Source organism: Streptomyces curacoi (assembly GCF_001513975.1).
GTDB classification, from domain to species: domain Bacteria; phylum Actinomycetota; class Actinomycetes; order Streptomycetales; family Streptomycetaceae; genus Streptomyces; species Streptomyces curacoi.
The window spans coordinates 25,765-38,829 of record NZ_KQ947990.1; the positions used below are offsets into that span (position 1 = coordinate 25,765).

Consider the following 13,065-nt stretch of genomic DNA (forward strand, 5'->3'; position numbering starts at 1 on the left):
AGGCGCTACGCGCACCCCCACCCCACCCGCACAGGCCGCCGCAGGCATCGCACCCGCACCCCCACAGGCCCCCCCACCGCCGGAGGCACCCGCGCTGCGTACAGACAGGGGCCCGCCCCCTGGGAGTCAGGGGGCGGGCCCTTTATCTGCCTCGCGGTGGCACCGCCATGCAGCACCGCGAGGGGTTCACATCGTCGGGCGGCGGATCAGCCGAAGCGGCCCGAGATGTAGTCCTCCGTGGCCTGGACCGACGGGTTGGAGAAGATGCGCTCCGTGTCGTCGATCTCGATCAGCTTGCCGGGCTGGCCGACGGCGGCGAGGTTGAAGAAGGCCGTACGGTCCGAGACACGCGCCGCCTGCTGCATGTTGTGCGTCACGATGACGATCGTGAAGCGTTCCTTCAGTTCGCCGATCAGGTCCTCGATGGCGAGGGTGGAGATGGGGTCCAGGGCCGAGCAGGGCTCGTCCATGAGGAGGACGTTCGGCTCCACCGCGATCGCCCGCGCGATGCACAGACGCTGCTGCTGGCCGCCGGACAGGCCCGACCCGGGCTTGTTCAGGCGGTCCTTGACCTCGTTCCAGAGGTTCGCGCCCTTCAGGGACTTCTCGACGACGTCCTGCAGTTCGCTCTTCTTGTAGTTGCCGTTCAGGCGCAGCCCCGCCGCCACGTTGTCGAAAATCGACATGGTGGGGAAGGGGTTCGGGCGCTGGAAGACCATGCCGACCTCGCGGCGCACCGACACCGGGTCGATGCCCGCGCCGTACAGGTCCTCGTCGTCCAGCATCACCTTGCCCTCGACGCGACCGCCGGGGGTGACCTCGTGCATCCGGTTCAGCGTGCGCAGGAACGTCGACTTGCCGCAGCCGGAGGGGCCGATGAAGGCCGTCACCGAGCGCGGTTCGACCGTCATCGAGATGTCTTCGATCGCCTTGTGGGAGCCGTAGTAGGCGGTGAGCCCACTGACGTCGATTCGCTTGGCCATGTCTACTTCACTTCCAGGATTCAGTCGCTGTGGCCGCGTCAGCGACCGGTCTTCGGGGCCTTCCAGCGGGCGATCCCGCGGGCCACCAGGTTGAGGATCATCACGAAGGCGATCAGGGTGAGGGACGCCGCCCAGGCACGGTCGTACGCCGGGGTCTCGCCGGATCCGTACTGCTGGTAGATGTACAGCGGCAGCGAGGCCTGCGCACCCTCGAAGGGGTTGGCGTTGATGAACTTGCTGCCGAACACCAGCAGCAGTACGGGTGCGGTCTCACCGGTGATACGGGCGATGGACAGCATGATGCCGGTGGTGATTCCGCCCATCGAGGTGGGCAGGACCACCTTCAGGATGGTGCGCCACTTGGGCACGCCCAGCGCCAGGGACGCCTCGCGCAGCTCGTTCGGGACGAGCTTGAGCATCTCCTCCGTGGAGCGGACGACGACCGGCATCATCAGGATCGCCAGGGCCAGCGAGCCGGCGAAGCCGAAGGGCTGCATGTCGAACATCAGCATGAGGCTGAGGATGAACAGACCGGCGACGATCGACGGGATACCGGTCATGACGTCGACGAAGAAGGTGACGGCCCGGGCGAGGTTGCCACGCCCGTACTCCACCAGGTAGATCGCGGTGAGTACGCCGATCGGCGCGGCGATCAGCGTGGCGAGGCCGACCTGCTCCAGGGTGCCGAGGATGGCGTGGTAGATGCCGCCGCCCGGCTGGGAGTCGGGGACCACGCCCATCGAGTGGGTCAGGAAGTAGCCGTCGAGGACCTTCACCCCGCGCTGGACGGTCGACCACACCAGGGAGGCGAGCGGCACCACGGCGAGCAGGAAGGCGACCCAGACCAGCGCGGTGACGACGCGGTCCTTGGCCTGGCGGCGGTTCTCGACCCGGGCGGCGATGACGTACGTACCGAGGATGTGGAGAAGCGCGGCGATCAGCGCCCACTGGATGTCGCTGTGCAGGCCGGCGGCGGCGCTGATGCCGAGGCCGAGGGCGATGGATCCGGCGGCGATGGCCCACGGGGCCCACTTCGGCAGCCGGGCGCCGCGCAGGGTGCTGGGGCGCTTGTCGGCGATGGCGGTGCTCATGCGTTGGCCCCCGAGTACTCCTTGCGGCGGGCGATGATCGCGCGGGCCGCGCCGTTGACCAGCAGGGTGATGACGAACAGGACCAGACCGGAGGCGATCAGCGCGTCACGGCCGAACTCGGTGGCCTCGCTGAACTTGCTGGCGATGTTCTGGGCGAAGGTGCCGCCGCCCGGGTCGAGCAGGCTGCCGTGGATGAGGAAGTCCGGGGAGAGCACGGTGGCCACGGCCATCGTCTCGCCGAGCGCGCGGCCGAGGCCGAGCATCGAGGCGGAGATCACGCCGGAGCGGCCGAAGGGGAGCACCGCCATGCGGATGACCTCCCAGCGGGTGGCGCCGAGCGCCAGGGCCGCCTCCTCGTGCATCTGCGGGACCTGCCGGAAGACCTCGCGGCTCACGTTGGTGATGATCGGCAGGATCATGATCGCGAGCAGGATGCCGACCGTGAGCATCGAGCGGGGGGCACCGCCCTCCCAGGAGAAGATCCCGGTCCAGCCGAGGTACGCGTCCAGCCAGCCGAAGAGGCCGGTCAGGTACGGCACGAGGATCATCGCGCCCCACAGGCCGTAGACGATGGACGGCACGGCGGCGAGCAGGTCGATCACGTACGCGATGGGACCGCGCAGCCTGCGCGGGGCGTAGTGCGTGAGGAACAGCGCGATGGCGACGGCGATCGGGACCGCGATGACCATGGCGATGATCGACGAGACGATCGTGCCGAAGGCCAGGACGGCGATGCCGAAGACCGGCGGGACCGCACCGGTGTTCCACTCGAAGGTGGTGAGGAAGTTGCCCTCGTCCTTGCTGATGGCGAGTGAGGCGCGGTAGGCGAGGAAGGCCGCGATGGCTGCCATGACCGCAAGCAGCAGGATGCCCGACCCGCGGGAGAGACCGAGGAAGATCCGGTCGCCGGGTCGGGTGGCGCCGCGGGCCGCGCGCTTCTGCTCGGTCACCTTGGGCTGTGGGATGGGGGGAGGTGCTTGGGTGCTCTTCGTGGATATGTCCATCGGGTTCTCCGGTCTGCGGAGCCGCACACGGTCTGCGGCGGCTCGGTGGAGCCGTACGCGATCGGCGACGGCTCCGGGCGGCGGTGCACCGGACGATGCGGTCCGGTCCGGGGTTTCGGGCCCCGGACCGGACCGCACTCAGGTCAGCTCAGGCCCTCGATGGTCTTGCGGACCTCGGTGATGATCTCGGTCGGCATCGGGGCGTAGTCGTTCTCCGTGAGGATCTTCTGGCCGTCCTCGGAGGCGATGTAGTTGAGGAACGCCTTGGTGGCAGGCAGGGTCTCCGCCTTGTTGCCCTTGTCGCAGACGATCTCGTACGTCACCAGGACCATCGGGTAGGCACCCTCGGTCTTGGTGTTGTAGTCCAGTTCGAGCGCGTAGTCCTTGCCGGTGCCGACGCGCTTGGCGGCGGCGATGGCCTTGGTGGCGTTCTCGATGTTGGCCTCGACCGGCTCGGCGGCGCCGGTGTCGAGCTTGACCGCCTTGATGTTGTCCTTGACGTACGACAGCTCGAAGTAGCCGATGGCGCCGTTGGTCTGCTTCACCTGCTGGGCCACCCCGGAGGACTGCGGAGCGGACTGGCCGCCCTTGGCCTGCCAGGCCTTGCCGCCCTCGTACGGGAAGTCCTTCTTGGCCGTGGCGATCAGGTACTTGGTGAAGTTGTCCGTGGTGCCGGACTCGTCCGAGCGGTGGAACGCCTGGATCTTGAGGTTGGGCAGCTTGGCGTCGGGGTTCAGCTTGGCGATCGCCGGGTCGTTCCACTTGGTGATCTTGCTGTCGAAGATCTTGGCGATCGTGGAGGCGTCCAGGACCAGGTTGTCGACGCCCTGGAGGTTGTAGCCGACCGCGACCGGGCCGCCGACCATCGGCAGGTTGATGCCCTGGCCGCCGGAGCAGATCTTCTTGGACGCCTCGACCTCTTCCGGCTTCAGCGCGGAGTCGGAACCGGCGAAGGCGACCTGACCCTGGGTGAACGCGGTCACACCGGCGCCGGAGCCGCCGGCCTTGTAGTTGATCTGCACGTCCTTGCAGGCAGCGGTGAACTGCGCGACCCAGGCGTCGATCGCGTTCTTCTGCGCGGAGGAGCCGTCGGCGAGGAGCTGGCCCTTGGCGTCGTCGCACTTGATGTTGGAGCTGGCGGCGCCCGTCGCGTCCCCGCCGGTGCTGCTGCCGGTCTCGTCGGAGCCGCACGCCGTGAGGGCCAGGGCGCCGGAGACGGCGAGAGCGCCGAGAGCCAGAGCCCGCCGGTTCTTGCGCTGAAGCTTCACTTGAGGGAGTTCCTTCCAGGAGCCGCCGTCCTGAATCCGGCGGCGTGCGAAGAGTGGGTGATGCGGAGACGTCCTCTCGGCGCGGTCCGCACCGCGTAAGGCCGAAATTAGGCAGGACAGGTGAAGGCGCCGATGGGCGTAAATGAACGAGGGGTGAACCCCTGGGGACAGTGCGGTGAGGTCACGGAACGCTCACGTTGAGGACACGGGCGCATTCCGAGGCTTTGTGGGGGGTTGGTGCGGACTATGCCGGGCGCAGCGACTCCAGCAGGGCGTCGACCAGATCCCGGTCCCTCGGCTGGGTCAGAAGGCGCCGGGCGGCCGCGGGGGAGAGCCACAGCAGGCGGTCCACCTCGGCGGTCGGGGTGAACGTGCCGGGGCCGGCCTGGGCGGCCCAGTAGCGGACCTCCTTGGGCCGGCCGGCCGCCGGATACCGCAGCGTCGGCAGCTCGGCGCCCGGGCGGGCGGTGTGCCCCGTCTCCTCCTCGACCTCGCGCAGGGCACCGGCGAGGGCGTCCTCGCCGCGCTTCAGCTTGCCCTTGGGGTGGGACCAGTCGTCGTATTTCGGCCGGTGGATCAGGCATATCTCCACATCACCGTGGACCGGCGAACGGCGCCACAGGACGCAGCCGGCGGCGTGGACGGTGAGGTCCTTCGCGTGAGTCACCGGGAGTACGCCTCCTTCAGGTGTGCCGACGAGTGCCGACGAGGGCGGACGGGGGCGGACAGGGGCCGAGGAAGGCCGACGGTGCCGACGAGTGCCTGTGGGCGCCTGCGGGCGCCTACGGCGTGCCCACCGTCTGCCTCTGCCAGGACTGCTGGAACGCGAACCGCGCCGCCTCCACCTCGTGCCGCTGGTCGGCGTGCAGCACGCCGAGGGCGTACGCCGTCGCCGGGGCGATGCGCGGGGTGCGGGCGGCCTGGGCCGCGGCTCCCGCGGCCTCGGAGGCGTCGCGGTGCCGGTTGAGGGCCTGGCCGGCCGTCAGCATGCGTACGTCCACCCGGGCGTCGTCGCCGTGGAGGACCTCGCGGGCGTAGCGGTGCAGGCGCAGCAGCAGGCGGACCTGGTGCCAGGGGGCGTCCTGCGGATGCGGGGCCGGGTCCGGGGACAGGCCGTGGATCAGGGCCTCCGCGTTGTAGGGGTGGCCGGCGGTGACCAGGGGGAGCGCCGCGACCGCGTCGGTGAGGCGCTCCTCGGCGGCGGCCGCGAGGGGGCGCAGGTCGGCGGTGGCCGCGGCGGGGGTCAGGGGGACCTCGCTGGCCAGTAAGGCGATGTTGTCGGCCACGGCGTGAAAGCGGCTGGATCCCAGGGCCTGCAGCGCCGTCGAGTGAGCCCGGGTCCGGGCGAGGGTGAGCTGGCGTTCGAGCAGCGCACCCGCCTTGGCCGCGCCCACCGTGAGGTTGCCGCGCTCCGGGGGGCCGGCGGAAACGGCCAGGCCGGGAGCGGCCGGGGCATCGGCGGCACCTGTCACGCCGGCGGCGTCGACAGCCCCCGACTGCGTCGGCAGTACCGCCGCCCCCGACAGCCGGTGCAGCGCCAGCAGCAGGCGTTCCAGGCGGGCCGCGTACGCGTGTTCCATGGCGAGCGTGCCCGAGAGCCAGGCCAGTTCCGGGCGGATGGACTCCGACCAGTCGGTGTCCAGCAAGGGGCGGAACGTGTGCAGGCTGGCGCTGATGCGGCGGGCCGAGCGGCGCAGCGCCCGGGCCGCGTCGACGGACTGCTCCGAGCCGTTGTCCCCCACCCGTGACCTGGCCCGGGCGGGGGCGCCCCCGTCGCCGCCGGTCTCCCGGTGCAGGCGCAGGGCTCGGAGGAACTCCGTGGCCTGGGCGCGCAGGTAGCCCGCGAGGGCGTCCCCGGTGACCGTCCCGGCCGTGGGGTCCGTCGGTTCAAGGTGTTGCTGTGCCACGCCGGCGCCTCCGGGCGTCTATGAGCATCTCCTGGACGTTGCGCAGGGGCTGGCCGTCCCCGTCCGTCGCGTGCCGGGTCCACTCGCCGTCCGGACCGAGGTGCCAGGACGCGGTGGTGTCGGACATACCGGTCTCCATGAGCCGGTTCAGCGCGGCGCGGTGAGCCGGGTCGGTGACCCTGACCAGGGCCTCTATCCGACGGTCGAGGTTGCGGTGCATCATGTCGGCGCTGCCGAACCACACCTCGGGTTCGCCGCCGTTGCCGAAGGCGAAGACCCGGGAGTGTTCGAGGAAGCGGCCGAGGACCGAGCGGACGCGGATGTTCTCCGACAGTCCCGGCACGCCCGGGCGGACCGCGCAGATGCCGCGCACCCAGATGTCGACCGGGACGCCCGCCTGGGACGCGCCGTAGCAGGCGTCGATGAGCGCCTCGTCGACGATCGAGTTGACCTTGATGCGGACGTAGGCGGGACGCCCGGCGCGGTGGTGCTGGACCTCCTTGTTGATCCGCGAGATCAGGCCGTCGCGCAGGGACTTGGGAGCCACCAGCAGACGCCGGTAGGTCTCGCGGCGCGAGTAGCCCGACAGGCGGTTGAAGAGGTCGGACAGGTCCGCGCCGACCTGCGGGTCGGCCGTCAGCAGGCCCAGGTCCTCGTAGAGCCGGGCCGTCTTCGGGTGGTAGTTGCCGGTGCCGACGTGGCTGTAGCGCCGTAGCGTCTCGCCCTCCTGGCGGACCACGAGCGACAGCTTGCAGTGGGTCTTCAGACCGACCAGGCCGTACACCACATGGCAGCCGGCCTCCTCCAGCTTGCGCGCCCACTTGATGTTGGCGTGCTCGTCGAAGCGGGCCTTGATCTCGACCAGCACCAGCACCTGCTTGCCGGCCTCGGCCGCGTCGATGAGCGCGTTGACTATGGGGGAGTCGCCGGAGGTCCGGTACAGGGTCTGCTTGATCGCGAGGACGTCCGGGTCGTCGGCCGCCTGCTCCAGGAAGGCCTGCACGGAGGTGGAGAAGGAGTCGTACGGGTGGTGGAGGAGGACGTCCCGGTTGCGCAGGGCGGCGAAGATGTCCGGCGCGGACGCCGACTCGACCTCGGCGAGGTCGCGGTGGGTGCCCGCGACGAACTTCGGGTACTTCAGTTCGGGCCGGTCGATGGAGGCGATGCGGAAGAGGCCCGTGAGGTCGAGCGGGCCGGTCAGCGGATACACCTCGGCCTCGCTGATCTTCAGCTCGCGCACCAGCAGGTCCAGGACCTCCTGGTTGATGTTCTCCTCGACCTCCAGGCGCACCGGCGGCCCGAAGCGGCGCCGCATGAGCTCCTTCTCCAGGGCCTGGAGGAGGTTCTCGGCGTCGTCCTCCTCGACCTCCAGGTCCTCGTTGCGGGTCACGCGGAAGGCGTGGTGCTCCAGGACCTCCATGCCCGGGAACAGCTCCTCCAGGTGGGCCGCGATCACGTCCTCCAGCGGGACGAACCGGCCCGGGGAGGCCTCCAGGAAGCGGGACAGCAGCGGCGGCACCTTGACGCGGGCGAAGTGCGGGGTGCCGGTGACGGGGTTGCGTACCCGCACGGCCAGGTTCAGGGAGAGCCCGGAGATGTACGGGAAGGGGTGCGCCGGGTCGACCGCCAGCGGGGTCAGGACCGGGAAGATCTGGTGCCGGAAGAGGGTGAACAGGCGGGCCTGCTCCTTCTCGGTCAGCTCGTTCCAGCGGACCAGGTGGATGCCCTCCTCCGCGAGTGCGGGAGCCACGTCCTCGTGGTAGCAGGCGGCGTGCCGGGCCATCAGCTCGCGGGAGCGGGCCCAGATCATCTCCAGGACCTCGCGGGGCTGGAGGCCGGACGCGGACCGGGTGGCGACACCGGTCGCTATCCGGCGCTTCAGACCGGCCACGCGGACCATGAAGAACTCGTCCAGGTTGCTGGCGAAGATCGCCAGGAAGTTCGCCCGCTCCAGCAGCGGGGTGTTCGGGTCCTCGGCGAGTTCGAGGACGCGCTCGTTGAACGCGAGCCAGCTGCGTTCGCGGTCCAGGAAGCGGCCCTGGGGCAGCTGGACGCCGTCGACCTGGGTGACCTCGTACGCGTCGAGGTCGGCATCGATGTCGGGTTCCAGCTCGGAGACCACCGCCGAGTTGACCGTGTGGGGGCGGTGTGCGGCGATGGAGCCTACGGAGGGCTGCGCGTGCTGGACCTGCGCCTGGGCGTTCGTGGACTGGCTCATATGCCCATTGTTCCGCGCGTCCAGGCTTACGGGCGCGTCGGAAAGCGCGGGTGGGAGCGCGGTGGCGAGGCGTCGGGCGTCCCCGTTGCTCGCGCTCCCCTCCGAGGGTGGCGAAGGCTCTGGCACGACGGGCGTCATTGGCCGAGCGTCGCAAGCCCGTCTGAACCGATGGTTACGGAGACATGGCGTGTGGGATAGCGGGGGGCGGCTCGCGGGCGTCCAGGTCACCCGGTGGTCGTCCGGACCGCACGTCCCTCCCCCCGTGGAGGGACGTGCGGTCCGGAGGTCTCAGCCCGGAGGTCTCAGCCGGGGTCTCAGGGCATACGGCGGCGCAGCAGCCGGAAGGCGGCGAGCGTCGCCGCGGCGGCCACCGCGAGGACGATGCCGGTCTCGACGTACTGGAGCGGCCAGTAATGGGACCGGGGGTGGAAGGTCGCGCTGGTGGACACCGGGGTGCCCTCCCCGGGATACCGCCCCCAGGTGATGTCCCAGTCCTGCTGCCAGGCCGAGCGGGGCAGCTCGAATTCGCCCTGCTCGCTGCGGGTGGCCGTCGGCCAGAGGCGGTCGCGGTAGCGCTCCAGCACGTTGTAGAGGGCGAGGGTGACCGCGAAGCCGACCCCGGCGGCGGGCAGGGCGCGGCGCCACAGCAGCCCGGCGAGCGCGCCCAGGGCGAGGCCCGCGAGGGGGTAGGCCACGGCGGTCGGGCCGGTGGCGAGGAAGACGTCCGGCAGGTACCAGTCGCCGACCAGGTTGGGGTCGTCGTCCTGCCGTGCCCACAGGTTCACCAGCAGGAGCCCGCCGGTGCCGGCGGTGAGCACGACGGCCGGGGCGGCGAGCTTGGCGGCCAGCCAGCGGGCCGGGGTGACGGACTGGGTCCAGGCCAGCCGGGCGGTGCCGCTCTCCAGCTCCCGCCCGATGAGCGCGCCGCCCGCCCAGGCGGCCACGGGGAAGATCACGTACGACAGGCTCGTGGTGATCAGCCCGAGGAAGGCGCTGTACGTCTCGTCGGCGGTGATCGCGTCGACCGCCGCGCAGGAGGGCAGACCGTCCGTGGCCGGCGTGGCACACCCGCTCATGCCCCTGCGCGCCTCGTCGCCGATGGCGTACATCCAGATCAGTACGGCCGTGGCGGCGGCCAGGGCCAGGCACCACACGATCAGCGCCGTGCGGTGCAGCCGCAGGACCGTCCAGGTCAGGCCGCGGGGGCCGCGGGGTGGCCGGCCGGTGGTGGGGGCCGCCGTGGCGGGGAGTGCGGTGCTCATACGGCGGCTCCGGTACGGCGGTTCAGCAGCCGGAAGGCGGCGAGGACCGCGAGCCCCGCGACGGCGAGGACGATGCCCGTCTCCACCAGTTGCAGGGGCCAGAAGTGGGAGGACGGGTGGTAGTCGCGGTAGAAGCCGACGATGTCGTGCTCGGCGAGGCACTTGGCGTTGTCGACGCAGATGGGGTCCTCGATGCGGGCGCCGGTGGAGGTGAGCGCGCCGTCGCCGACGACCATGCCGATGAACGGCGGGTACTCGTCCTTGTCCGTGAGCGTCTCGACCGGCCACAGGTGCGGGCGCAGGGCGACGGTCACGGCCATGAGGGCCATCTGGGCGGCGGTCGCGATGGCGAGCCCGGGCAGGGTCCGGCGCTGGAGCAGGCCCACCAGGACGCCGACGGCGAGGCCGAGGAGGGCGTAGGCGGTGGCGAGGGTGCCGTTGGCCTGGAAGGTGATGCCGTGGTGCCACTCGCGTGAGGTCATCGCCATCCGCAGCACACCGTCCGAGGACCACAGCATGCGGTGCAGCAGGGTGAGCACGAGCGAGCCGGCGGTGAGCAGGGCGGCCGGGACGGCGAGCTTGGCGGCCAGCCAGCGGGCCGGGGAGACCGACTGCGTCCACGCCAACTGGGCGGTCCCGCTTTCCAGTTCGCGCCCGATGAGCGCGCCGCCCGCCCAGGCGGCGGCGAGGAACGGTACGAGGCCGAGGATTCCGGCGCCGATGCCGACGGCCGTGTCGTACCGGCTGTAGGCGGGGACGGTGAAGTCGCAGCCCAGGTCCGCTGCCGTCCCGCCGCACCCCACCTTGCGGTACTCGGCCCAGGCGGCGTCCGCGCCCGGACCGTACGCCCACAGCAGTGTGCCCACGCCGACGGCCATCAGCAGCGCCCAGAACCACAGCGCCGAGCAGTGCAGCCGCAGCATCGCCCAGAGCAGGCCGCGCGGGCCCCGGGAGGGCGCGGCGGCGGTGGACGTCTCAAGGGTCACGGCGGTCATACGGCGGCCTCCCGCGCGTCGTCGAGGCGCAGGGCCGGTGCCTCGGGGGCGCGCAGATGGGCGAGGACCAGCTCCTCCAGGGAGGGGGCCGTGGTCTGCCAGTCGTCGCCGAGGGGCCCTTCGGGCCGTACCAGCGCGGTGATCTGACGGCCTGTCGTACGGGACTCGACCACCGTGTGCGCGGCCAGGGACGCGTCGGCCCGGCCCGTGACCAGGGTGTGCGCGGCGAGCAGTTCGTCCAGCGGGCCGGCGAGGCGGACGCGGCCGGCGCCGAGCAGGAGGAGGTGGTCGCAGGCGCCGTCCAGTTCGGCGACGACATGCGAGGACATGACGACCGTGGTGCCGTGCTCGGCGGCGTCGGCCATGAGCGCGGCCATCAGCTGGTGCCGGGCGAGCGGGTCGAGGTCGGCCATCGGCTCGTCCAGGAGCAGCAGTTCGGGGCGCTTGCCGAGGGCGAGGGCGAGCGCGACCCGGGTGCGCTGGCCGCCGGAGAGCGTGCGGACCTTGGCGGCCGGGTCGAGGTCGCCCTCGGCGACGATCCGCTCGGCGACGGCGGCGTCCCAGCGGCGGGGGTTCAGCTCGTGGCCCAGCCGCAGGGTGTCGGCGACGGTGAGCTGGGGGTGCAGGGGCTTGTCCTGGGCGACGTACGCCAGTCGCTCGCGCGCGGTCGCCGGGGCCTGGCCGAGGACGGTGACCGTGCCCTCGGTGGGGCGCAGGAGTCCGGCGGCGAGGGAGAGCAGGGTCGACTTGCCGGCGCCGTTCGGTCCGACGACGGCGCACACGCTGCCCGCCGGGAGCCGGAAGGCGCAGCCGTCCAGCGCGGGCCTGCGGCGCCGGCCGAACCTCATGCTCAGCGCCGCCGCCTCGATGGCGGTCTCGGTCATGACGCGTCCCCCTTGAAGTGCGTTTCGAGTACGGAAGTGAACAGGGCGTCCACGTCGTCGCGGTCCAGACCGGCCTCGCGGGCCCGCACGGCCCACGCGTCCAGCTCGGTGCGCAGGGGCGAGTCGGCCGGGGCGGTGCTCAGGCCGCGCCGTACGAACGTGCCGAGCCCTCGGCGCGCCTCGACCAGGCCCTCGCGTTCCAGTTCGCGGTAGGCCTTGAGGACGGTGTTCGGGTTGATGGCGGTGGCCTCGACGACCTCGCGGGCCGTGGGCAGCTTGTCGCCCGGCTCCAGCAGGCCCAGGCGCAGGGCCTGTTTGGTCTGCTGGACGATCTGCACGTAGGTGGCGACGCCGGAGCGCCGGTCGATGCGGTACTCGACCACCCGATCCACCACCCTTTCACTAATTGAGTAGTGAAAGGGTGGTGGAAAGAAGGGGCGGCGTCAAGATCGCCGCCCCTTAGGGGAGTTATGTGCCGATTTTCCTCAGGTCTCCGTGCGGTACATGAGGTCCGTCTCGTACGTCACGAACCCCAGCCGCTCGTACACCGACACCGCCGCCTTGTTGTCCGCGTCGACGTAGAGCATCGCCGTGGGCAGCCCCTGGGCCGCCAGATGCCGCAGCCCGATCGTCGTCAGGGCCTTGCCCAGACCGCCGCCCTGCGCGCCCGGCCGGACGCCGAGGACGTACACCTCGCCGAGGCCCTCCGTGGCGTGCACCTTCGTCCAGTGGAAGCCGATGAGTTCGCCCTGCCGTTCCGCGAGGAAGAACCCCGCGGGGTCGAACCACGGCTCGGCCTTGCGGTCGTCGAGGTCGCGCTGGGTGAGGGAGCCCTGCTCGGGATGGTGGGCGAAGGCCTCGGCGTTCACCGCGAGCCAGGCCGCGTCGTCCTGGCCGGGCACGAAGGTGCGGACCGTCACGCCCTCGGGGAGCACCGGGTCCGCCAGTTGCAGGTCCGCCAGCGAGCGGCGCATCTGGCGCAGTTCGCGGAAGAGGGTGAGGCCGAGGACCTGGGAGAGGTGCCGGGCGGCGGAGTGGCCGCCGTGGGCCCACACCCGCAGCCGCTTGCCGGAGGCGGCCAGGAGGGCCGAGCCCAGGGCGCGGCCGTGGCCGTGGCCGCGGTGCGAGGGGTGGACGACCAGTTCGGCGGCCGGGGCCTCCACCGGGTCGGTGTCCTCCAGCTGGGCGTAGCCGACGAGTTCGCCGTCGACGGTCAGCAGCAGATGCGAGACGCCCTCGCGCTCGCCACCGCGCAGCTGGAGCCGGCCCTGCTCGGAGACCGCCTGCTGCCCGTCGTTGCGGGCGGCGTCCGCCAGCAGCTCAAGGACGGCGTCGGTCTGCTCCGGGGAGAGCGCGGCGTAGGTCGCGATGGAGCGGGAGGGGACCGGGTGTGCGGTGTCGTCGCTGGTCATGCGTATGAGGGTACGGGGAGCGTCCCGCAAAGTGGCGGCAA

12 protein-coding genes are annotated in these 13,065 nt (G+C 71.4%); all 12 read right to left on the reverse strand.

Annotated features, from left to right (window positions below; translation table 11 throughout):
• Positions 1-206: 206 nt before the first annotated feature.
• Positions 207-983 (reverse strand): phosphate ABC transporter ATP-binding protein PstB, encoded by a 777-nt coding sequence (gene pstB, locus AQI70_RS23170; RefSeq protein ID WP_062153174.1) that lies wholly within the window; start codon positions 981-983, stop codon positions 207-209.
• Between the two features lie 38 nt (positions 984-1,021).
• Positions 1,022-2,074: a phosphate ABC transporter permease PstA gene (gene pstA, locus AQI70_RS23175; RefSeq protein ID WP_062153176.1), complete on the reverse strand. Its 1,053-nt coding sequence runs from the start codon at positions 2,072-2,074 to the stop codon at positions 1,022-1,024.
• Positions 2,071-3,078 (reverse strand): phosphate ABC transporter permease subunit PstC, encoded by a 1,008-nt coding sequence (pstC, locus tag AQI70_RS23180; protein ID WP_062153178.1) that lies wholly within the window; start codon positions 3,076-3,078, stop codon positions 2,071-2,073. The genes pstA and pstC overlap by 4 nt, the downstream gene beginning before the upstream one ends.
• Positions 3,079-3,221: 143 nt before the next feature.
• Positions 3,222-4,346, reverse strand: coding sequence for a phosphate ABC transporter substrate-binding protein PstS (pstS, locus tag AQI70_RS23185; protein ID WP_062153180.1), 1,125 nt, complete (start codon positions 4,344-4,346; stop codon positions 3,222-3,224).
• A gap of 244 nt (positions 4,347-4,590) precedes the next feature.
• On the reverse strand, positions 4,591-5,013 hold the full coding sequence (locus AQI70_RS23190; RefSeq protein ID WP_062153182.1) for an NUDIX hydrolase: 423 nt from the start codon (positions 5,011-5,013) through the stop codon (positions 4,591-4,593).
• A gap of 115 nt (positions 5,014-5,128) precedes the next feature.
• Positions 5,129-6,253, reverse strand: a complete 1,125-nt coding sequence (locus AQI70_RS23195; protein WP_062153184.1) for a CHAD domain-containing protein — start codon at positions 6,251-6,253, stop codon at positions 5,129-5,131.
• Positions 6,234-8,471 (reverse strand): RNA degradosome polyphosphate kinase, encoded by a 2,238-nt coding sequence (locus AQI70_RS23200; RefSeq protein WP_062153186.1) that lies wholly within the window; start codon positions 8,469-8,471, stop codon positions 6,234-6,236. Before AQI70_RS23200 ends, AQI70_RS23195 begins: the two co-directional genes overlap by 20 nt.
• 314 nt (positions 8,472-8,785) lie before the next feature.
• The gene (locus AQI70_RS23205) at positions 8,786-9,733 is read right to left on the reverse strand and encodes a hypothetical protein (protein WP_062153188.1); all 948 of its coding nucleotides are present in this window, start codon (positions 9,731-9,733) and stop codon (positions 8,786-8,788) included.
• Complete coding sequence (locus AQI70_RS23210; protein ID WP_062153190.1) at positions 9,730-10,728, reverse strand: hypothetical protein; 999 nt, start codon at positions 10,726-10,728, stop codon at positions 9,730-9,732. Before AQI70_RS23210 ends, AQI70_RS23205 begins: the two co-directional genes overlap by 4 nt.
• A complete protein-coding gene (locus AQI70_RS23215; RefSeq protein WP_062153192.1) occupies positions 10,725-11,612 on the reverse strand; it encodes an ABC transporter ATP-binding protein in 888 nt (295 codons plus the stop codon). Before AQI70_RS23215 ends, AQI70_RS23210 begins: the two co-directional genes overlap by 4 nt.
• The gene (locus AQI70_RS23220) at positions 11,609-11,995 is read right to left on the reverse strand and encodes a GntR family transcriptional regulator (RefSeq protein WP_062154091.1); all 387 of its coding nucleotides are present in this window, start codon (positions 11,993-11,995) and stop codon (positions 11,609-11,611) included. Before AQI70_RS23220 ends, AQI70_RS23215 begins: the two co-directional genes overlap by 4 nt.
• A gap of 102 nt (positions 11,996-12,097) precedes the next feature.
• A complete protein-coding gene (mshD, locus tag AQI70_RS23225) occupies positions 12,098-13,024 on the reverse strand; it encodes a mycothiol synthase (RefSeq protein WP_062153194.1) in 927 nt (308 codons plus the stop codon).
• Between the last annotated feature and the right edge of the window lie 41 nt (positions 13,025-13,065).

Coding starts and splice junctions, on each gene's coding strand:
- pstB (WP_062153174.1), bottom strand. CDS start 983: ATGGCCAAGCGAATCGACGTCAGTGGGCTCACCGCCTACTACGGCTCC.
- pstA (WP_062153176.1), bottom strand. CDS start 2,074: ATGAGCACCGCCATCGCCGACAAGCGCCCCAGCACCCTGCGCGGCGCC.
- pstC (WP_062153178.1), bottom strand. CDS start 3,078: ATGGACATATCCACGAAGAGCACCCAAGCACCTCCCCCCATCCCACAG.
- AQI70_RS23200 (WP_062153186.1), bottom strand. CDS start 8,471: ATGAGCCAGTCCACGAACGCCCAGGCGCAGGTCCAGCACGCGCAGCCC.
- AQI70_RS23205 (WP_062153188.1), bottom strand. CDS start 9,733: ATGAGCACCGCACTCCCCGCCACGGCGGCCCCCACCACCGGCCGGCCA.
- AQI70_RS23210 (WP_062153190.1), bottom strand. CDS start 10,728: ATGACCGCCGTGACCCTTGAGACGTCCACCGCCGCCGCGCCCTCCCGG.
- AQI70_RS23215 (WP_062153192.1), bottom strand. CDS start 11,612: ATGACCGAGACCGCCATCGAGGCGGCGGCGCTGAGCATGAGGTTCGGC.
- mshD (WP_062153194.1), bottom strand. CDS start 13,024: ATGACCAGCGACGACACCGCACACCCGGTCCCCTCCCGCTCCATCGCG.